This window comes from Rhodococcus sp. WB1, assembly GCF_001700945.1.
Classification (GTDB): Bacteria; Actinomycetota; Actinomycetes; order Mycobacteriales; family Mycobacteriaceae; genus Rhodococcus; species Rhodococcus aetherivorans.
Map to the genome: position 1 here is coordinate 5,863,193 of NZ_CP015529.1, position 20,687 is coordinate 5,883,879.

The 20,687-nt window shown below is 69.8% G+C and carries 18 protein-coding genes; all 18 read left to right on the forward strand.

Annotation, left to right across the window (positions count from 1 at the left end; all coding sequences use genetic code 11):
- The first annotated feature begins 20 nt into the window (after positions 1 to 20).
- The 18 genes from A4U64_RS26340 (at position 21) to A4U64_RS26425 (ending at position 20,666) form a co-directional block, all read left to right on the forward strand.
- Entirely contained in the window at positions 21 to 1,184 is a 1,164-nt protein-coding gene (locus tag A4U64_RS26340; protein ID WP_065923355.1) for an acyl-CoA dehydrogenase family protein, read from the forward strand.
- Between the two features lie 44 nt (positions 1,185 to 1,228).
- A complete protein-coding gene (locus A4U64_RS26345; RefSeq protein WP_196813340.1) occupies positions 1,229 to 2,002 on the forward strand; it encodes an SDR family NAD(P)-dependent oxidoreductase in 774 nt (257 codons plus the stop codon).
- A gap of 28 nt (positions 2,003 to 2,030) precedes the next feature.
- Positions 2,031 to 3,056, forward strand: a complete 1,026-nt coding sequence (locus A4U64_RS26350; RefSeq protein WP_006941639.1) for an LLM class flavin-dependent oxidoreductase — start codon at positions 2,031 to 2,033, stop codon at positions 3,054 to 3,056.
- On the forward strand, positions 3,056 to 4,726 hold the full coding sequence (locus A4U64_RS26355; RefSeq protein WP_043802016.1) for an AMP-binding protein: 1,671 nt from the start codon (positions 3,056 to 3,058) through the stop codon (positions 4,724 to 4,726). The genes A4U64_RS26350 and A4U64_RS26355 overlap by 1 nt, the downstream gene beginning before the upstream one ends.
- Positions 4,727 to 4,747: 21 nt before the next feature.
- Positions 4,748 to 5,914: an acyl-CoA dehydrogenase family protein gene (locus tag A4U64_RS26360; protein WP_006941637.1), complete on the forward strand. Its 1,167-nt coding sequence runs from the start codon at positions 4,748 to 4,750 to the stop codon at positions 5,912 to 5,914.
- A 9-nt stretch (positions 5,915 to 5,923) separates the two neighbouring features.
- Complete coding sequence (locus A4U64_RS26365; RefSeq protein WP_006941636.1) at positions 5,924 to 6,814, forward strand: HpcH/HpaI aldolase/citrate lyase family protein; 891 nt, start codon at positions 5,924 to 5,926, stop codon at positions 6,812 to 6,814.
- On the forward strand, positions 6,814 to 7,281 hold the full coding sequence (locus tag A4U64_RS26370) for a MaoC family dehydratase (RefSeq protein ID WP_029546556.1): 468 nt from the start codon (positions 6,814 to 6,816) through the stop codon (positions 7,279 to 7,281). The genes A4U64_RS26365 and A4U64_RS26370 overlap by 1 nt, the downstream gene beginning before the upstream one ends.
- Position 7,282: 1 nt before the next feature.
- On the forward strand, positions 7,283 to 8,764 hold the full coding sequence (locus tag A4U64_RS26375) for an aldehyde dehydrogenase family protein (RefSeq protein ID WP_065923356.1): 1,482 nt from the start codon (positions 7,283 to 7,285) through the stop codon (positions 8,762 to 8,764).
- A gap of 73 nt (positions 8,765 to 8,837) precedes the next feature.
- Positions 8,838 to 10,049 (forward strand): CaiB/BaiF CoA transferase family protein, encoded by a 1,212-nt coding sequence (locus A4U64_RS26380; protein WP_043802022.1) that lies wholly within the window; start codon positions 8,838 to 8,840, stop codon positions 10,047 to 10,049.
- A gap of 131 nt (positions 10,050 to 10,180) precedes the next feature.
- The gene (locus tag A4U64_RS26385) at positions 10,181 to 11,503 is read left to right on the forward strand and encodes an acyclic terpene utilization AtuA family protein (RefSeq protein ID WP_006941631.1); all 1,323 of its coding nucleotides are present in this window, start codon (positions 10,181 to 10,183) and stop codon (positions 11,501 to 11,503) included.
- Positions 11,500 to 11,820: an AtuA-related protein gene (locus A4U64_RS26390; RefSeq protein WP_006941630.1), complete on the forward strand. Its 321-nt coding sequence runs from the start codon at positions 11,500 to 11,502 to the stop codon at positions 11,818 to 11,820. The genes A4U64_RS26385 and A4U64_RS26390 overlap by 4 nt, the downstream gene beginning before the upstream one ends.
- On the forward strand, positions 11,817 to 13,298 hold the full coding sequence (locus tag A4U64_RS26395; protein WP_051446159.1) for an aldehyde dehydrogenase family protein: 1,482 nt from the start codon (positions 11,817 to 11,819) through the stop codon (positions 13,296 to 13,298). The genes A4U64_RS26390 and A4U64_RS26395 overlap by 4 nt, the downstream gene beginning before the upstream one ends.
- Before the next feature lie 14 nt (positions 13,299 to 13,312).
- Complete coding sequence (locus tag A4U64_RS26400) at positions 13,313 to 14,965, forward strand: AMP-binding protein (protein WP_206531103.1); 1,653 nt, start codon at positions 13,313 to 13,315, stop codon at positions 14,963 to 14,965.
- Positions 14,950 to 16,026: an LLM class flavin-dependent oxidoreductase gene (locus A4U64_RS26405; RefSeq protein WP_043802024.1), complete on the forward strand. Its 1,077-nt coding sequence runs from the start codon at positions 14,950 to 14,952 to the stop codon at positions 16,024 to 16,026. The genes A4U64_RS26400 and A4U64_RS26405 overlap by 16 nt, the downstream gene beginning before the upstream one ends.
- Positions 16,023 to 17,297, forward strand: a complete 1,275-nt coding sequence (locus tag A4U64_RS26410) for a cytochrome P450 (RefSeq protein WP_043802025.1) — start codon at positions 16,023 to 16,025, stop codon at positions 17,295 to 17,297. The genes A4U64_RS26405 and A4U64_RS26410 overlap by 4 nt, the downstream gene beginning before the upstream one ends.
- A 256-nt stretch (positions 17,298 to 17,553) precedes the next feature.
- Complete coding sequence (locus A4U64_RS26415; protein WP_043802027.1) at positions 17,554 to 18,381, forward strand: mycofactocin-coupled SDR family oxidoreductase; 828 nt, start codon at positions 17,554 to 17,556, stop codon at positions 18,379 to 18,381.
- A gap of 41 nt (positions 18,382 to 18,422) precedes the next feature.
- On the forward strand, positions 18,423 to 18,950 hold the full coding sequence (locus A4U64_RS26420; protein ID WP_043802029.1) for a nuclear transport factor 2 family protein: 528 nt from the start codon (positions 18,423 to 18,425) through the stop codon (positions 18,948 to 18,950).
- 24 nt (positions 18,951 to 18,974) lie between these two features.
- A complete protein-coding gene (locus tag A4U64_RS26425) occupies positions 18,975 to 20,666 on the forward strand; it encodes an FAD-dependent oxidoreductase (RefSeq protein ID WP_043802030.1) in 1,692 nt (563 codons plus the stop codon).
- Positions 20,667 to 20,687: the final 21 nt, after the last annotated feature.

Genomic DNA, 20,687 nt, shown 5'->3' on the forward strand with positions numbered 1-20,687 from the left:
GAACACAGAAAGGTGGGGACATGGCGACATCGCACGTCGACGACGAGCTCCGGGACATCCGTGCGGCCGCGGCGACCGTAGCCCGGGAGCGCTACGCACCGAAGGCTGCGCAGTGGGATCTCGAACGCACCGCGTTCCCGCACGACGAGCGTCGCTTCCTCGGCGAGCTGGGCTATCTCGGCATCTCGCTGCCGGAGGAGTACGGAGGGTCCGGCGCCCCGCTGTCCCACGCCCTGGCGGTGATCGAGGAGTTCGCGAAGGTGTGCCGGCCGGCGGCCTTCCAGATCTTCGAATCCAACACCGGCCCGGCCCAGGCCATCGCCCGCCTGGGCACGGAACACCAGAAGAAGACGTTCCTGCCGCAGATCGTCGCCGGCGAGAAGACCATGGCCGTCGCGATCTCCGAGCCCGACGCCGGCTCCGCCGCCACCGACATGACCACCAAGGCCGTGCGCACCGACAAGGGTGTCGTCGTCAACGGCATGAAGCGGTGGATTTCCAACGGCAGCGAGGCCGACGTCTACCTCACCTACTGCCGCATGGGCGATGCCCCCGGCGCCAAGGGCATCGGAGCCGTCCTCGTCGAGGCCGACCGGCCCGGCATCAGCTACGGCGCACGCGAGAAGCTCATGGGCTTCCGGGGCATTCCGTCGGCCGACATCTTCTACGACGACGTGGTCGTTCCGGAGGAGAACATCGTCGCCGAGGCCGGCGGCTTCAGGAAGCTGTTCGGCGCGTTCACCATCGAGCGCCTGGGCAACACGACCATGAGCCTGGCCATCGGGCAGGAGGCGCTCGACCGCACCGTCACCTACGTGCAGGAACGCCGCCAGTTCGGCAAGCCGCTCGTCGAGTTCCAGTCCGTCCAGATGACCCTGGCCGACATGGTCCTGCAGGTCGAGGCCGCTCGGCTGCTCCGCGATCGCGCCGTCGCGAACATCACCGACGGACTGCCCGATCCGCTCGAGGTCTCCCTCGCCAAGTGCACCGCCAACGAGATGGCCAAGCGCGTCACCGACATGGCGATCCAGCTGCACGGCGGCAACGGGTACACCGAGGAGTTCGGAATCGAACGGCTGCACCGCGATTCGCACGGATGGGCGCTGGCGGGCGGCACGCCGACCATGCAGCGCACCCGGATCGTCTCCGAGCTCCTGGGCCGCACGTTCGATCAGCGCGCCTGACATTGCACATCAACGAAGAACTTCTCGAGAACGAGGTGAACGAAATGCTGGGTCGTTACGAGGGACGTATTGCCGCGATCATCGGCGGTGGTTCGGGAATGGGCCGCGCGATCAGCCATCGCATCGCCCAGGAGGGCGGCCACGTGTACGTCGCCGACCTGTCCGAGGACGGTGCGGTCACCGTCGCCGAGGAGATCCGGGCCGAGGGCGGTCAGGCCACTCCGATGCGGGTGGACGCGACGAACAACGACGATCTTCGCTCGCTCTTCGGCAAGATCGACGCCGACCACGGCGTCCTCCATGCGCTGCACGCGCAGGTCGGCATGCCCGGCCCGGGCGGCCTCGAGGTCGGCGACGCCGACTGGGAGAAGAACATCGCGGTCAACGTCAAGAGCGCCTACTACTCCACCACCCTCGGCTTCGACCTGCTGAAGAAGGCGGAGGGCAAGGGCTCGGTCACCCTCACGTCGTCGACGTCCGCGCTGATCGGTTCGCCGTTCAGCCCGATCTACTCGATGACCAAGGGCTCGCTCGTCCCGTTCGCCCGCTCCCTCGCGCTCGTCGGCGCCAAGGACGGTATCCGGGTCAACGTCATCTGCCCCGGCCAGGTCGTCACGCCGATGCTCTCGCAGTTCTTCGGGCGCGAGCCCGGCGCCGACGTCTCGGCCCTGACCAAGGACTTCGTCGCCACCATCCCGCTCGGCCGGGGTGCTCAGCCCGAGGAGATCGCGTCGGTGATTGCCTTCCTCAACAGCGACGATGCCAGCTACATCACCGGCGTGACCATTCCGGTCGACGGCGGACTCACCGCTCAGTAACGACCACTTCGACCGGAGGGACAGGACCATGGTTCAGGTCGGATTGCTGCTCAGCGACGTTCCGAAGTCGGTGAGCCCCGCACAGCAGTTCAAGGACGTACTGCGCATCGTCGACGCGGCGCAGGAGAACGGCTTCACCTACATCGCGATCGGCCAGCACTTCCTCTACGGGGAACTGCGGTGGCTGCAGCCCGTGCCGCTGCTCGCGCGCCTCGCCGCGCACGTCGAGCCGCACATCAAGCTCGTCACCCAGATCATGATCGCGCCGCTGTATCACCCCGTGATGCTGGCCGAGGAGATCGCCACGCTCGACGTGGTCACCGAGGGGCGGCTGATCTTCGGTGCCGGCCTGGGCTATCGACCCGAGGAGTTCGACTACCTCGGTATTCCGTTCAAGCAGCGGGCCGGACGGTTCGACGAGTCGCTGCAGATCATGAAGAAGCTGTGGACGGAGGAAGAGGTCACCTTCCACGGCAAGTACTTCCAGCTCGAGGGCGTCAAGCCGCACCTGTTCCCGGTGCAGGATCCGCACCCGCCGATCTGGATCGGCGCGCACGCGATGGGCGGTGTCCGCCGCGCCGGCAAGTACGGTGACGCCTACGCGACGCCGCCGGAGACCCCGAAAGAGGAAGTGCTCGAACGCTTCCGGGTCGTGCGGGATCTCTTCGCCGAGCGGGGCAAGGAATTCGGCCCGCAGCCGCTGCGCCGCAACGTGCTGGTCGCCGACACCCGCGAGCAGGCGATGCAGGAGTACGCCCGCGTGGCGCAGGGCCGCTACCTCACCTACGCGAACAAGGGCCTGGACGTCATGAAGGGCACCGACCTCGAGAACGAGTTCGCCAAGGCGGTGTCGAGCCACGCCGTCGTCGGCGATCCCGAGCAGGTCGTCGCCCAGCTGACCGACCTGGTGACCACCATGCCGGTCGACCCGCTGCTGATGCGTCCGCAGTGGCCGACGATGGACGCGGACGAGACCATCGCCGCCATCTCCCGGCTCGGCAAGGAAATCGTTCCGTCGATCACCGCGATCCCCGCAAACCGGGAGTTGTCCTGATGCAGACCTACACCGATCTGAAACCGACCTTCACCGACCCGGAGGACTGGACGCTGGGCCACGTGCTGCGCACGTACGCTGCGTCCCAGCCGGATTCGGAATTCCTCGTCACGCCGGAGGAGGATCGGCGCTTCACCTACGCCGAGATGCTCTCCTCCGCCGAACGGATCGCGAGCTCCTGGTACCGGGCCGGCGCGCAGCAGGGTGACCGGGTGATCATCATGGCGCAGAACTCGTCCCAGCTCGTGCGCTCCTGGTTCGGCACCGCGGTCGGCGCACTCGTCGAGGTGCCGATCAACACCAACTACGAGGGCGAGTTCCTCCGCCACCAGGTGGTGACCGTCGAGCCGCGGTGGGCGGTGATCGACGACACCTACGCCGAGCGGTTCGTGGCGATCGCCGAGCATGCGCGTGGCATCGAGAAGTTCTGGGTGGTCGACTCGGGCGCCGGAAACCGCGACCTGGCACTCGAACTGCTGCGCGCCAACGGCTGGGACGCCGAGGCGTGGGAGGCGCTGGAGGCGGGCGAGGTGCAGGAGCTGCCGCAGGCACGGCCCCAGGACCTCGGCGCGATCTTCTTCACCTCCGGGACCACCGGCCCGTCCAAGGGCGTGGCGATGCCGAACTCGCAGCTGTACTTCTTCGCGCAGGAGGTGGTGTGCTTCACCCGGCTCACCCGCGAGGACACCTACCTCACCACCACGCCGCTGTTCCACGGCAACGCCCAGTTCATGGCGGTCTACCCCGCCCTGGTGGCCGGGGCGCGGGCCGTGGTGCGCTCGAAGTTCAGCGCGAGCCGCTGGATCGACCACGTGCGCGACGACGACGTCACCGTCACCAACTTCGTCGGGGTCATGATGGACTTCGCGTGGAAGCAGCCGCCGCGCGAGAACGACCTCGACAACCGCCTGCGCTGCGTGTACGCGGCGCCGACGGCCAGCTCCATCGTCGAGGACTTCAAGAAGCGCTACGGCATCGAGGCCTTCGTCGATGCGTTCGGGCTGACGGAGACCTGCGCGCCGATCGTCGCGCCCTACGGGGTGCCCCGGCCGGCCGGGGCCGCGGGGCTCGCGGCCTCCGAGTGGTTCGACATCCGCCTGGTCGACCCGGAGACGGACCGCGAGGTCGAGGTCGGCGAGGTCGGCGAGCTGGTCGTGCGTCCGGTGCAACCGTGGACGTGCAGCATGGGGTACTACAACATGCCGGAGAAGACGCTCGAGGCGTGGCGCAACCTGTGGTTCCACACCGGCGACGCCCTCAAGAAGGACGAGGACGGCTGGTTCTACTTCGTGGACCGGTACAAGGACGCGTTGCGCCGTCGCGGCGAGAACATCAGCTCCTACGAGATCGAGCAGGCGGTGCTCGGGCACCCGGCCGTCGTCGAGTGCGCGGTGATCGGTGTTCCCGCCGACGTGGAGGGCGGCGAGGACGAGGTGCTCGCGACCGTGGTCGGCACCGGCGACGTCGGTCCGGAGGAGATCCTGGCCTGGTGCGACGGCCGGATTCCGGCCTTCGCGATCCCGCGCTACCTTCGATTCGTCGGCGCGCTGCCCAAGACCCCGTCGGAGAAGGTCCGCAAGGCGGTCCTGCGCGAGGAGGGCATCACCCCCGACACCTACGACCGCACCGCGGTCTCCGACGCAGACCGCACCGCGGTCCCCGCGGTCTGACGGCCGGGAAAGGCAACCGAGATGGACTACAGCAAGAACGAGACCCACGAGGAAATCCGGCGGGGGATCCACGATCTGTGCAAGCGGTTCCCCGACGAGTACTGGGCCGAGCACGACGAGTCCCACGAGTTCCCGTGGGAGTTCTACAACGCCATGGCCGAGGGCGGCTGGATGGGTCTCACCGTCCCCGAGGAGTACGGCGGCGGCGGCCTCGGCGTCACCGAGGCCGCGATCGTCGAGCGGGAGATCGCCGCGTCCGGCGCCGGCATGGGCGGGTGCAGCGCGGTACACATCGGCATCTTCGGATTCGAGCCGATCATCCACCACGGTTCCGAGGAGATGAAGCGCAAGTACCTGCCGCGCGTCGTCACCGGCGAGCTGCACACCTCGTTCGCCGTCACCGAGCCGGACGCCGGTACGGACACCACCAACATCCGCACCTTCGCCAAGAAGGTCGACGGCGGCTGGCTGGTGTCCGGCAAGAAGGTGTGGATCACCAAGGCGCAGGAGGCCGAACGCATGCTCCTGCTGTGCCGCACCAGCCCCCGCGACGAGAACGCCAAGCGCACCGCCGGCATGACGCTGATGTTCGCGGAGATGGACCGCAGCAAGGTGCAGATCCGGCCGATCCCCAAGATGGGCCGCAACGCCGTCGACACCAACGAGCTGTTCATCGACGAGCTGTTCGTCGCGGACGAGGACGTCGTCGGTGAGGTCGGGCACGGCTTCCGCACCATCCTCGGCGGCCTCAACGCCGAACGCGTCATCTCGGCGAACGCCGCCCTCGGCATCGGTGAGGCGGCGTTGCGCCGCGGCGTCGACTACGCCAAGCAGCGCGAGGTCTTCGGCCGTCCCATCGGGAAGAACCAGGGCATCGCGTTCCAGCTCGCCGAGGCCCGCATCCGCCTCGACGCCGCCGAGGCGGTCCTGGACAAGGCGACGTGGATGGTCGACCAGGGCCTGCCGTGCGGACGGGAGGCGAACGCGGCGAAGTTCCTGTGCGCCGAGGCCGGCTTCTACGCCGCCGACGTCGCCCTGCAGACCCACGGCGGCTTCGGTTACGGCAAGGAGTTCCACGTCGAGCGGTACTTCCGGGAGGCGCGGCTCATGCGGATCGCGCCGATCAGCCAGGAGATGGTCCTCAACTACACGGCCGAGCACGTGCTGGGCCTGCCGCGAAGCTACTAGGAGGACGACGTGCAGCCGTATCGTTCGATCCTGTTCGTCCCGGGGCACCGCCCGAAGTGGGTGGACAAGGCCGTCGCGGCCGGCGCCGACTGCGTCGTGCTCGACCTCGAGGACTCCGTGCCGGCCGCGGAGAAGGCGGCCGCCCGCGCGACCGTCGCCGAGTCCATCGCGCGGGTGCGCGAGTCCAACCGGGACGTCGGGCTGTTCGTGCGCGTCAACCCCCTCGCCACCCGGCTGACCGGGGCCGATCTCGAGGCGGTCGTGGTGCCGGGCCTGACCGGCATCTTCGCCCCGAAGATCGAGCAGGCCACCGACGTCCTGCGCTACGACGCGCTGCTCGACCACTTCGAGCTGCGCAACGGGGTGGCGGGGCTCGAGTACATCGTGCCCGTCGAGACGGTGAAGGCCATCCACAACTGTCTCGAGGTGGCCACAGCGTCGCCGCGCGTCGGTGCCATGATCGGCCCGTCGGCCGAGCACGCCGACATCGCCCGCGAGGTCGGCTACGAGTGGACCCCCGAGGGACACGAAACCCTCTACCTGCGCAGCCGGGTGCTGCTGGCCTGCCGGGAGGCCGGCATCCACGCCCTGACCGGCCTGTGGGAGGATCTCGAGAACCTGGACGGGCTTCGCGACTTCGCGGTGCGAGGCCGGCAGCTCGGGTTCCGCGGGATGATTGCGATCCACCCCTCCCACGTGGCCACCGTCAACGACGTGTTCAGCCCGTCGGAGCAGGACCTGGAGTTCTACCGCGGACTCGCCGAGGCCTACGAGAAGGCGGAGGCGGAGGGCGTCGGCGCGCTGCGGTATCGCGGCCTGCACATCGACAAGGCCCACTACGACAAGGCAATTCAATGGCTCGAACGAGCCGAGGCGATCCTACGGAGAGGTGAACGGTGATGCGCGGTCTGTACTTCGAGGAGTTCGAGGTCGGGAAGCACTACAAGCACTCGATGACCCGCACCGTCACCGAGATGGACAACGTGCTGTTCACCTCGCTGACGATGAACATCCAGCCGCTGCATCTCGACGAGGAGTTCTGCAAGACGACGATCCACAAGCAGCGGGTGGTCAACAGCCTGTTCACCGTCGCGCTCATCGGTGCGTTCCACGTACCCGAGCTGACCATGGGGACCACGCTCGGGAACCTCGGCTACGACAAGGTCAAGTTCCCGAATCCGGTCTTCCACGGCGACACCCTGCGCGCGGAGACCACCATCCTGAAGAAGCGTGAATCCGAGAGCCGCACCGACAGCGGCATCGTGTGGTTCGAACACCGCGGCTTCAACCAGCGCGACGAACTCGTCTGCCTGCTCGAGCGCGTCGGCCTGATGGCCAAGCGCCCCACCACCGAGGAAGGTGCCTGAGATGACTCCAGCGCCCGAAACCGAATTCCCGTTGAAGGACTGGGTTCCCGAAACCCGGACCCTGCTGATCGGCGATCGGGAGGTCGAGCCCGCCGGTGAGACGTGGGACGTCTACAACCCGGCCACCGAGGAGGTCATCGCCACCGTCGGCGGCGCCTCCACCGACCAGGTCGACGCCGCCGTCGCCGCCGCCCGCGCCGCCTTCCCGGCGTGGTCCGCCCTGAGCGGCGAGGAGCGCTCCCGCCACATCCACCGCTTCGCCGACGTGCTCGAGAAGGCCGCCGACCGGCTGCTGCCCTCGATCGTCAACGAGGTCGGCACGCCGGTCTCGCTCGCCGAGTACCTGCAGGTCAAGATGGCCGTCGACGAGCACCTGCGGTGGGCCGCCGAGGCCGCGAAGACCGACCGCACCGTCCATCTCGGCGAGTACGACAAGCCGGTGCCGACGATGAGCGACGTCGTGTACGAGCCGGTGGGCGTCGTCGCGGCGATCACCGGGTACAACTACCCGCTGAACCTGGCGATCTTCAAGTTCGGCGCCGCGCTCGCGGCCGGCTGCACCGTGGTGCTGCTCCCGTCCCCGCGCACCCCGCTGACCACCCTGTTCCTGGGCGATCTCATCCGCGAGGCGGGTCTGCCGCCGGGCGTGATGAACGTCGTCATCGGCGGCGCGGACGTCGGGCAGCGGCTGTCCTCGCATCCCGGCGTGGACCGGGTGTCCTTCACCGGTTCCGACGGGGTGGGCGCGAAGATCATGGAGCAGGCCGCGGCGAACCTGGCCGGCGTGACCCTCGAGCTCGGCGGCAAGTCGCCGAACATCGTGCTGCCCGGCGTGGACGTGCAGAAGATCGCCGTCGAGATGCACCTGCGCTGGTCCCGCAACGGCGGTCAGGGCTGCGCCGCCCTCGCCCGGCTGCTGGTGCACGACTCGGTCTACGACGAGTTCCTCGAGGCCGGCGCGTCGGCGTTCGACCAGATGGTCGTCGGCGACCCGTGGGACCGTGCGACGAACATCGGCCCGATGATCCGGCCCGACCACCAGAACCGCGTGCAGGGCTTCATCGACGGCGCGGCGGCCGAGGGCGGCAAGAAGCTGCTCGAGGTGACCAAGCCGCTGCCCGAGAAGGGCTGGTTCGTCAATCCGGTTCTGCTCGGCAATCTTCCGCCCAACGCGCGCGCGGTGCAGGAAGAGATCTTCGGTCCCGTCGCGGTGATCCTGCCGTTCAAGGACACCGAGGAGGCCATCCGCCTCGCCAACGACACCCCCTTCGGTCTCGCCGCGAACGTGTGGTGCGACGACCCGGTCGAGGCGCGCCGCGTCGCGGAGAAGATCCGCGCCGGAACGGTATGGATCAACGGCGGCGGTGCCATGCGGCCGGACGCGCCGTTCGGCGGCTACGGGCGCTCGGGAGTCGGCCGCGAGCTCGGTGAGTGGGGGATGCGCGAGTACCTCGAGGTCAAGCACATCCAGTGGCGGATCTGATTCGCCGGCAAGGTATTCGGCAACATCGCATTCGGCAGGGCCGAACCGGACGACAAGGCTAGGAGAGACGACGATGAACGCATCCGCTGCGGGTCCGCTCGCGGGAGTCAAGGTGCTCGAGCTCGGCACCATGTATGCCGCCCCCACCGCGGGGCGCATGCTCCGCGACTTCGGCGCCGAGGTGGTCAAGGTCGAGGACCCGACGACCGGAGACTTCGCACGCCAGTGGGTTCCGCAGAAGGAGGGGTTGTCGCTGGGCTTCTCCCGTCTCAACGCCGGGAAGAAGTCCCTCGGCATCGACCTGCGTTCGCCGGAAGGCCGTGACCTGGTGCGCCGGCTCGCGGCCGAGGTCGACGTCGTCGTCGAGTCGTTCCGTCCCGGCCGGCTCGAGGAGTGGGGCCTGGGCTACGACGTGCTGAGCGCGGACAACCCGGGGCTCGTGCTGGCCCGGGTGTCCGGGTTCGGACAGACCGGACCCAATCGCAGCCTGCCGGGATTCGGCACCGTCGCCGAGACGGCCAGCGGTTTCGCGCACGTCAACGGCTGGCCGGACTCGCCGCCGACCTCCCCGCCGTTCGGGTTCGCCGATTCCATCGCCGGGCTGTCCGCCGCGATGGGCGTCGCGATGTCGTTGTACAAGCGGGAGCGGACGGGGCAGGGCGACGTCGTCGACGTCGCGCTGTACGAGCCGCTGATGTTCATCATCGGTGACATGTTCCTGCGCTACACCGCGCTCGGCGAGATCCAGCAGCGCATCGGCAACGCCACCGGCGCGGCGTCGCCGCGGGGCATCTACGAGGCCCAGGACGGGCGCTTCCTGTCCATCGCGGCGTCCAACCAGGGCATCGCCAAGCGGCTGTTCGCCGCGATGGGGCGGCCCGAGATCATCGAGGATCCCCGCTACGCCACCAACGCCGCACGCCTCGAGCACAACGACGAGGTGCAGGCGATGGTGAAGGAATGGGTCGGCTCGATGCCGCGGGCGAGCGTGCTCGAGACCCTGGAGAAGTTCGAGGTCGTCAGCGCACCGGTGAACGATGCCGCGGACGTCGTCGCCGACCCGCACTTCCAGGAGCGCACCCTCGTCGAGATCACGGGCAACGAGATCATGAAGGGTGTGCTGATGCCGGGGCCGGTGCTGCACCTCGGCAGCTACGACGGTCCCAGCTACGACGGTGTGCCCACCATCGGCGAGCACACCGCCGAGGTGCTCTCGGACCGGCTGGGGCTGAGCGCGGACCGGCTCGCGGCGCTCGCCGAGGCGGGCGTGATCGGCAAGTCCTGAGAGTCGCACGGACCGCAGTCCGAAAATCGATGCGGTGAACCGGAATCCGCCCACGACACGGCGTGCGCGAATTCCGGTGTCACGCGCGAATTCAGCAGGTTCGCCGACGCACGCAACGAGACGAGGTACCAATGCAGCTGAGTATCGGCTCGGGCTCGGCCTACGCCAACGACCGGCTCGAGACAGCGGCCGCCATGGCCGACAGCGGCCGGGTCCGGTACATGGGCTTCGACTGCCTGGCCGAACGCACGATGGCGCTGGCCCAGATCCGCCGCCTGCGCGATCCGTCGGCCGGCCAGGACGAACGCATCTCCGCCCTGGTGCCGATCCTGCGCCGCTTCCTCGCGTCGGGAGGCCGCGTCGTCGGCAACTTCGGTGCCGCCAATCCCGACGCCGCGGCGGCCGAATTCGCCGTCAATCTGCGCGCTCTGGGGCTCGGGGGGACCCGGATCGGCATCATCCGCGGCGACGACGTGCGGGACGCCGTCACGGCCGCCGACGTCGCGCTCCCCGAACTCGGCACCACCACGCGCGCGCTCGCCGACCGGATCGTCTCCGCCAACGCCTACATCGGAGCCGATCCGATCGTCGACTGCCTGCGGCAGGACGCCCAGATCGTGCTCGGCGGCCGGATCGCCGACCCGTCCCTGTTCGTCGGGCCGATCTGCCACGAGCTGGGATGGTCGCTCGACGACTGGGACCGCGTCGGCACCGCGACCCTCGCCGGGCACCTGCTCGAGTGCGGCGTCCACAGCACCGGCGGCAACTTCGAGGACCCGCCGTACCGGGTCGTCCCCGACCCGCACAACCTGAGCTTCCCCCTGGCCGAGATCGACGACGACGAGCTGATCGTCACCAAGCTCGACGGCACCGGCGGGGCCGTCGACCTGCGCACCACCCGCACCCAGCTCTACTACGAGATCCACGATCCCGCGCGCTATCTCACCCCCGACGTGACCGCGGACTTCAGCGACGTGCGGATCGAACAGGCCGGGCCCGACCGGGTACGCCTGTCCGGCGCCCGCGGATCCGCCCGGCCCGACACCCTCAAGGTGCTCGTCGGCGTCGACCTCGGATACAAGGCCGTCGCCGAGATCTCCTACGGCGGACCGGGCTGCGTCGACCGCGCCCGTCGCGCCGAGGAGATCGTGCGCCGGCGCCTCGAACCGATCCGGGCGCAGATCGACGAACTGCGGATCGAACTGCACGGCGTCGACACCCTCTTCGGCGACCGGATCGCCGGCGGCGAGCCGGCGGAGGTGCGGCTGCGGCTCGCGGCCCGGGCCCTCGATCCCGACGTCGCCAAGGCCGCCGCCTACGAGGTCGAATACCTGTACTTCGGTCCCGCAGGTGGCGGTGGCGTGGTCACCTCGGTCGTCCCCGCCGTCGTCGTGACCCCCGCCCTGCTGCCCCGCAGCGAGGTACCCCTGTCCGTGGAGGTGACCACCGCATGAAACTTCGTGACGTCGCGTACAGCCGCTCCGGCGACAAGGGCGACACCAGCAACATCTGCGTGTTCCCGCACGACGACGCCGACTACGACTGGCTCCGGTCGGTGCTCACCGAGGACATCGTCGCCGAGGCGTTCGGGAACCTCGTCGAGGGCGAGGTGACCCGCTACGAGATCCCGGTGAACTGCTGCCTGAACTTCGTCCTCACCCGTGCCCTCGCGGGCGGGGTCTCCAAGTCCCTGCGGGTGGACCCGCACGGAAAGTCCTACCAGTCCCTGATTCTCGACATCGACGTTCCGGGACGCGAGGAGAGGCGATGATCCACGACCTGTTCGCCCGGGCGGCGCACGGCCCGTCCGTGCACGTCGGCGGCAGAGGGGAGACCGGGCGCGGCGAGACGTTCGACTCGATCGATCCCGCCACCGAGGAGGCGCTGGCACGGTGGACCGCCGCTGACCGGGAGCAGACCGAACGCGCGATCACGGCCGCCCGCCGCAGCTTCGACGCCGGGGAATGGCGCGCCGCCTCCCCGGACCAGCGCGCCAAGGTCCTGCGGCGGCTGGCGGACCTGATCGACGAGCACGCCGGGCAACTCACCGAACTGGTCGTGCGGGAGGTCGGATCACCCATCGGTCTGGCCCGCACCCTGCAGGTCGCGCAGCCGGCGATCAACTTCCGGTGGTTCGCCGACGCGGCGCTGCGTGGTCCCCGTGGGGGTTACCAGGAGCGGTTGCCCGGCATCCGCGGCGCGGTGTCGTCCGAGAGCCTCCTGCTGCGCGAGCCGATCGGCGTGGTCTCGGCGATCGTGCCGTACAACTACCCGCTGAACATGATCTCGTGGAAGGTGGCGCCCGCGCTCGCCGCCGGCTGCAGCGTGGTCCTGCTGCCCTCGCCGCGGGGCACGTTGTCCGCGCTGGCCTTCATGCACCTCGCAGACGAGGCCGGATTGCCGCCCGGCGTGCTGAATCTCGTGCCGGGTGGACCGGCCGTGGGCGAACTGCTCAGCTCCCACCCCGGGGTGGACATGGTGAGCTTCACCGGATCCTCCGCCGTCGGCGCGGCCGTGATGGCACAGGCCGCGGCCACCCACAAGAAGGTCGTGCTTGAACTCGGCGGGAAGTCCCCCAACATCCTTCTCCCGTCGGCGGACCTGTCCACCGCCGTGGGACCGTCGATCCTGCGGTTCTGCCGCAACGCCGGACAGGGCTGCGGCGCCACCACCCGGATCCTCGTTCCACACGATCGCATCGACGAATTCCTCGATCTGGCAGCGGGCTTCATCGAGGAGAACGTGCCGACCGGCGACCCGTTCGACGAGCGCACCGAAGTGGGGCCGCTGATCTCCGCCGAGCACCTCGCGCGCGTGCGCGGCTACCTCGACCGCGCCGTCGCCGCCGGCGGCCGCATCTCGGTCGCCGGCGAGCGGCCGGTGGGCAAGGGCTGGTTCCTGCCGCCGACCCTGGTGACGGGTGTGGACAACTCCGCCGAGATCTGCCGGGAGGAACTGTTCGCTCCCGTCGCGGTGGTCCTTCCGTACCGGGACGTCGACGAGGCGGTCGCCGTCGCGAACGACTCCCCGTACGGACTCAACGCGAGCGTCTTCGGCGACCACGCCGAGGCGGTGGCCGTGGCTCGGCGCCTCGACACCGGCACCGTCGCGATCAACGGTGGCGGCCCCATGCGGGCGGACGTGCCATGGGGCGGATCGAAGCGCAGCGGCACCGGCGTCGAGATGGGCGAGGACGGGTTCGCCGAGTTCTTCCGGATCAGGCACCTGAACTGGCAGGTGCCGTCGTGACCACCGAAACCCGAATGCCCGCACACGCTCCCGCGTACCCGATCCTCGACGGACCGGCACCCGACCTCGCCGTCCGCGCGTCTACCGGAAGCCGTACCGTGCCGTGGCTGCTCGACCGGTGGCGCACCGACCGGCCGGAGACGACCTTCCTCATCTGGGAGCCGCACACCGGCGCCGAGGCGCAGCGCTGGAGCTATGCGGAATTCGCCGCCGCGGTGGATCGGCTCGCGGCCGGACTGCAGGCGCGCGGCATCGCACCCGGTGACCGTGTGGTGCTGCTGATGGACAACTGCCCCGACTTCCTCGTCGGATGGGCGGCGATCGTGTCGACCGGCGCGGTCGCGGTGTGCCTCAACACCCGCAGCAGCGCCGACGAACTCGCCTACTACGACCGGCACTGCGCCCCCCGGGCCGCGCTGATCGGAACCCGGTCGGCCGAGGCCGCGCGGGCCGCCATGCCCGGCCTGGAGTGGATCGCGACGACCGGCGGCACCGAGACCCTCGAGGCCGCGGCACCGGGGGGTACCGTGCCCGAAAGGGCGTCCGGCAGCCTCGGCGCGCTCGGACGGGCCGCCGGGGCACCCGCGCCGGTGTCCATCGATCCGCTCGCGCCCGCGAGCATCCAGTACACCTCCGGGACGACGGCGCGGCCCAAGGCCGTGGTCTGGACACACGCCAACTGCCTCTGGGCCGCCCGGGTCAACGCCGCCCACGCCGGGCTGCGGGGCACCGACGTCGGACTGATCACTCTGCCGCTGTTCCATACCAACGCCCTGGGCTACTCGTTTCTGGGACTGCTGTGGGTGGGGGCCACCGTGGTGCTTACCCCGAAGTTCTCCGCGTCCCGCTTCTGGGACGTCTCGCTCCGGCACCGGTGCACGTGGGCATCGGTGGTGTCGTTCATGCTCCGGGCCCTCGACGGTGCTCCCGTTCCGGCCGGCCACACCTACCGGCACTGGTCGGGCAGCGCGACGCAGCACTCGGTGGCCGACGGGATCCGCATGACCGGATGGTTCGGCATGACGGAGACCGTGTCGCACCCCGTCGTCAGCGAACTGGCCCATCCCGACCCCGACGGGACCATGGGACGTCCGGCCCCCGAGTACGCCGTCGCCGTCGTCGGCGACGACGGCCGTCCCGTCGAGCCCGGCACGGTGGGTGACCTGTGGGTGCGCGGAACACCGGGTGTGTCCCTGTTCGCCGGGTACCTGCACAACGACGACGCGACGCGGGAGGCCTTCACCGCCGACGGCTGGTTCCGCACCGGAGACCGGGTGCGCCAGGACCGCTCCGGGCAGTTGTGGTTCGTCGAGCGGTCCAAGGACATGCTCAAGGTCGGCGGTGAGAACGTCGCCGCCGCCGAGATCGAACGCGTGGTCGCGGCGGTGCCCGGCGTCCGGGAGGCCGCCGTCGTGGCGAAACCGGACCCGATGCTCGGCGACGTCCCGGTCGCCTTCGTGATCCCGGACGGCGCCGCGCCCGACGGCCTGCCGGCCGACATCGAACGGGCCTGCGCAGAACTGCTGTCCGACTTCAAACGACCGCGCGAGGTCCACCTGGTACCGGAGTTCCCGCGCGCCACCTTGAACAAGGTTGCCAAGGCGAAGCTGCGGCACTGGCTGCTCGAGCCGTCGACGGAAGCGAGGAAGACATGGACCTGGGTGTGATCCTCGGCGACGTGCACTCCACGCTGTCGCCGCGCGAGCACCTCGACGGACTGCTGCGCCAGGTCGAGGCCGCGCAGCGCAACGGCGTGCGCTACATCGTGATGGGCCACCACTACATCTACGGCAACCTGCGCTGGCTGCAGCCGATCCCGACCCTGGCGCGGATCGCGGCCGAATTGGACCCCGGCGTGAAGATCGGCACGATGGTGGTGCAGGTGCCGCTGTTCCATCCGGTCGCGCTCGCCGAGGAACTCGCCACCCTCGACATCCTGACCCGGGGCAACCTCATCGTCGGCGCCGGCGCGGGATACCGGCGCGAGGAGTTCGCCGCGTTCGGCGTCGACTTCGACCGGCGGTTCGCCATGATGGACGAGGCGCTGCAGATCATCCGGCTCATGTGGACGCAGGACGAGGTCGACTTCCACGGCAGGTTCTGGCGGCTCGACAGGGTCAAGACCCACATCCGTCCCTGGCAGGATCCCCACCCGCCGATCTGGATCGGCGCACTGAAGGATTCCGGCGTCCGGCGCTCCGCACGACTGGGCGACGCGTGGCCGGTGACGCCCGAAACCCGGACCGACGACATGCACCGCATGTTCGGCGTCTATGCCGCGGCGCGGCACAAGCACGGGCGGCCGCCGGTGGCGCGGCATCCGCTGCGCCGCGAGATCGTTCCCGGCGCCACCACCGAGGACGCGTTCCGGCGCTTCGAATCCATGGCGCGGGAACGCCTCCTGGCCTACGCGCAGCGGGAACTGGACACCCGCGATGCCACCGCCCTCACCGAACGATTCCGGCAGGTCGCCGCCGCGGAGGCGATCGTCGGAACCCCCGACGACTGTCTCGGCCAGTTGCGCGCTCTCGCGGCGCAGGTGCCGGTCGATCCGGTGATCGTGCGCGCGCAGTGGCCCGACATGACGGCCGACGACGTCGTCGCGTACCTCGACGACCTCGGCCGCGACATCGTTCCCGGAATGCGCGAGATCGTGTCGATCGACGCCCGCACCATGGTGGCCCCCTCGGCGATGGCGTCCACGAGCCCGACAGGAGAAGTCCGATGACGCTCGACGACCGGAGCACCGAACCGCGTTGTCCCGTGGTCGACTTCGACCACAACTCCGCCGCGCACGCCGAGGACCCGGTCGGCTCCTACCGTCGGATGCGGGCGGCAGGGCCGGTGGTCCGGTCGACCCGTCACGGCGGCTTCTGGGTGCTCACCGACTACGACGGCGTGTTCGAGGCCGCCCGCGACGACCAGACCTTCTCGTCCGCGCGGTGCCCCTACGGCGGCGACGGCCTGGCCACCGTCATCCCCAAGACGCCGGTGAACCACCACATCCCCGTCGAACTCGATCCTCCGGAACATCGCAAGTACCGCAAGCTGATCAACCCGCTGACCTCCCCGGCGGCCGTCGAGCACCTGCGGCCGGCGATCGAGAAGTACACGACGTGGTTCATCGACCAGGTCATCGAGGCCGGCACGTGCGACTTCGCGACGGTCATCGGCGTGCCGGCCGTGGTGACGATCGACTGGCTCGGCCTGCCGCCGGCGGACTGGGAGCGGTACGCGCACGCCCATCACGCCGCGCTCTCCGACCTGCCGGGCACGCCGGAGTTCGAGCACGCCATCTCCGTCGAGTTCCCGTGGATGGAGGAGCAATTGCGGGCCGCGATCGCCGAGCGGCGCGTACGGCCGCGGGACGACGTGCTGAGTCACCTCGTCGGCTCGGAGGTGGACGGCCGGCCGGTGACGGACGACGAGGTATTCGCCATGGCGGAGCTGCTGATCTCCGGCGGCGTGGGCACCACCGCCTCCCTCGTCAGCCAGACGCTGATGTACCTCGACCGCAACCACGAGCTGCGTCGCACCCTCGCCGAGCACCCGGAGAAGCTGCCGCGGGCGATCGAGGAGTTCCTGCGCGTCTTCTCGCCCACGCAGGCCCTGGCCCGCACGGTGACTCGTGATGTCGAGTTCCTCGGGCACGACTTCCGCACGGGCGATCGCGTGCTCCTCGGCTGGGCGTCGGCGAACCGCGACCCGAAGGCGTTCGACGACCCGGACACCGTGGACATCGAGCGGTGGCCGAACCGGCACACGGCGTTCGGCATGGGTGTGCACCGGTGCGCCGGGGCGCACATCGCCCGTGCGCTGTCCGTCGAGATGCTCGGCCAGATCCTGTGCCGCATGCCGGATTACGAGATCCTGCACGATCGGGTGGTACCGTTCGCGCACCAGGCGGTCAATCCCGGTTGGAAGCGAATTCCCGCGCGCTTCACGCCGGGACCGCGTATCGGCCCCACTGCCGGGAACGCGCGCCCCTTCTCGATCTGAAAGGTTCATCTTCAAGAGATTTCGCGCCGGTGGAACGGGACGGGCGGACCGTGAACCCGGGGGTGCTCGCCGAATCGACCATTGACCTCCCGGGTCCGATGTGAGCATAATCATATGCAGAGATTTCTTCCGTTTCCGTTCTTCTCGCGTCTCGCGATCCACCGCTCTGCACGCAAGCCCGGCCGGCCTCCTCGCGGGGACGGTCGCCCGGTCCGTGACGCGAACCGAAGAGCGAGTCGAGAGAGAGGTTCACGTCATGGGATTCGACGGCCTGGTTGCCTTCGTCACCGGTGCGGCGAGGGGACAGGGGCGCAACCACGCGGTGCGCCTCGCCCGCGAGGGCGCCGACATCATCGCGATCGACCTGTGCGCTCCGGTGCAGGGCGCCCCGTACGACATGGCCACCCGGGCGGACCTCGACGAGACGGTCCGCCTGGTGCAGGCCGAGGGGCGGCAGATCGTCGCCACCGAAGCGGACGTGCGGGATTCGGCCGCGGTCGCCAAGGCCGTGGCGACGGGGGTCGAGCGGTTCGGCCGCCTCGACGTCGTCGTCGCCAACGCCGGGATCGCCGGCAGCTATCCGGTCGAGGATCTCACCGACGATATCTGGCGCGACATGATCGACATCAACCTCACCGGCGTGTGGAACACGGTGAAGGCCTCCGTCCCGCACCTGCGTGCCGGCGGCCGCGGCGGCAGCATCGTGCTGATCAGCTCCATCGCCGGACTGAAGGGCCTGCCGAACAACGCCCACTACGCGGCGGCCAAGCACGGCGTGCTCGGCGTGATGCGCAGTCTCGCCAACGAACTCGGCCCCGAAGGTATCCGGGTCAACGCGGTCCTGCCGACCAACGTGGAGACCCGCATGCTGCTGAACGACGCGATCTACAAGTTGTTCCTCCCGGACGAGCCGCAGCCCACCCGGGAACAGGTCGAACCGCTGCTGCACGGCATGCACGCCCTCGACGTCCCGTTCGTGCAGCCCGACGACGTCAGCAACGCCGTTCTGTTCCTCGCCGGAGCCGAGTCCCGCTACGTCACCGGCATCACGATGCCGATCGACGCCGGCGCCCTGGTGAAGTAGTGACAGGCCCCGAAACGCGCTCTGCGACGGAAGGACACGACATGCTCGACGGCCGGGACCGCCACCCGCGACGGACGGAGGATGTCCTCGAGATCCGCGAACTGGCGACGCGGTACGCCCTGGCCGTCGACGACCACGACATGGAGACGCTGGCCGCGCTGTATACGCCGGACGCCGCGTTCCACGGTCTGTCGGAATCGCTGTGGGGGCGGGACGCGATCATCACCTACGTTCGTGCCGCGCTCGACGGATACGACGGGGTCAGCGTGCACACCCCGCACCCCGGCACAGTGGACTTCACCGATGAGGACACGGCGCAGGGGGTCGTGCCCTGCCACGTCGAGTTCGCGCAGGCGGGGGTGCAGAGCATTCTCGCGTTGCGGTACCACGACCGTTACGTGAGACGGGCCGGGCGCTGGTACTTCGGCGAACGCCGGCTCGAGGTCCGGTACGCGACGCCGACCGCGACGTACGGGACGGTCCTCACGGCCGGGGCCGCACCCGACCCGCCGTCCCCCGCCGAGCAGGACGGACGACTCCGGCCGAGTCCGTCACCCACCTTCGACTGAACCATCCCGAGAGAGGGAATTACGATGCAAGACAACGACGGATCGGACGCCTACGACGTCATCGTGCTCGGCAGCGGGGGTGCCGGACTGTGCGCCGCCCTGTCGGCCGCCCGGTGCGGTGCCCGCGTGGGCGTGTTCGAGAAGGGCGAACTGCTCGGCGGTACCACGTGCCTGTCGAGCGCCGTGGCGTGGCTGCCGAACAACCGGTACGCGCGGGAGGCGGGGATCGTCGACTCGCGCGAGCAGTCCCTCGCCTACCTCGAATCCCTGTCGCACGGGATGATCCTGCCCGAACTCGCGGAGGCGTTCGTCGACACCGTTCCCGAACTGCTCGACTGGCTCGACACCACGCCGCTGAAGATGCGCCTCGTCGCCGGCTACCCCGACTACCACCCCGAGCGGCCCGGCGGGATGCCGCAGGGCGGACGCTCCCTCGAACCCGACCTGTTCAGCTTCATCGACCTCGGCCGATGGGAGGACAAGCTCGTCGGGGTCCCGCGCCGTATGACGGTCGCGGAGACCCCCATCGGCGGCGGCACCGGCCACCTTCCCCCCGACGTGCTCGAGCAGCGGGAGCGGGACCGCGTGGAGGGCCTGGGCCGCGGCATGATCGCGGCCCTGCTCCAGGGCTGCCTCGACGAGGGCGTCGCCGTGCACACCGGGGAGCGGGGCGTGCGGCTGATCCAGGACGAGTCCGGCCGCATCACCGGCGTGCGGTTCGAGGGGCGGAACGGGGCGCACGACGTGCGCGCGGAGCACGGCGTCGTGCTCGCCACCGGCGGCTTCGAATGGGACGAGCGGCTGCGGCGCGACTTCCTGCGCGGACCGATGGCGCACCCCGCCACCGTGCCCACGTGCACGGGGGACGGATTGCGCATGGCGATGCGCGTCGGCGCGCAGCTCGGCAACATGCGCGAGGCCTGGTGGGCGCCGGTCGCGGTGCTGCCCGGGCAACGGGCGAACGGTGCCCAGGCCGTCCAGCTCGTGCACCGGGAGCGCACTGCGCCGCACTCGATCATGGTCAACCGGCTCGGCCGGCGGTTCACCAACGAGGCGACCAACTACAACGCGCTCGGTGGGGCGTTCCACCAGCTCGACGCGCACGACTTCGACTACCTGAACCAGCCGTGCTGGCTGATCTTCGACGCCGACCACGTCGAGAAGTACGGGGCGTTCGGGGCCGCGCCGGGCACCGAAGCCCCGGAGTGGGTCGTGCGGGCCGACACTCTCGCCGATCTGGCACGGCAGATCGACGTCCCCGCGGACACCCTCGAATCGACGGTCGCCCACTGGAACGAGGACGTGCGCCGGGGCCACGACAGCGAGTACCACCGCGGCGAGAGCGTGTACGACGGGTTCGTCGGGGACAAGAACAGGTACCCCGGCGTGGAATCCACCCTGGGACCCGTCGCGCGGGCCCCCTTCCATGCGGTGCAGATCCACAGCAGCACGCTCGGCACGAAGGGCGGTCCGCGCACCGACGCCGACGGCGCGGTCCTCGACGTCGACGATCGGGTCATCCCCGGCCTGTTCGCCGCCGGGAACGTCATGGCGGCCCCCACCGGCATGGTCTACGGCGGAGCCGGCGGAACCCTGGGCCCTGCCCTGGTATTCGGCTACCGGGCGGGCCGGGCCGCGGCGAGGGCGTCGCTCCGTGCGGCCGATCCGTCGGCGGATCCGGCCGCGGCGCCGTTGCGGCCGGTGTCGCTCGCCTGACGGATCAGGGGAGGGATCCCT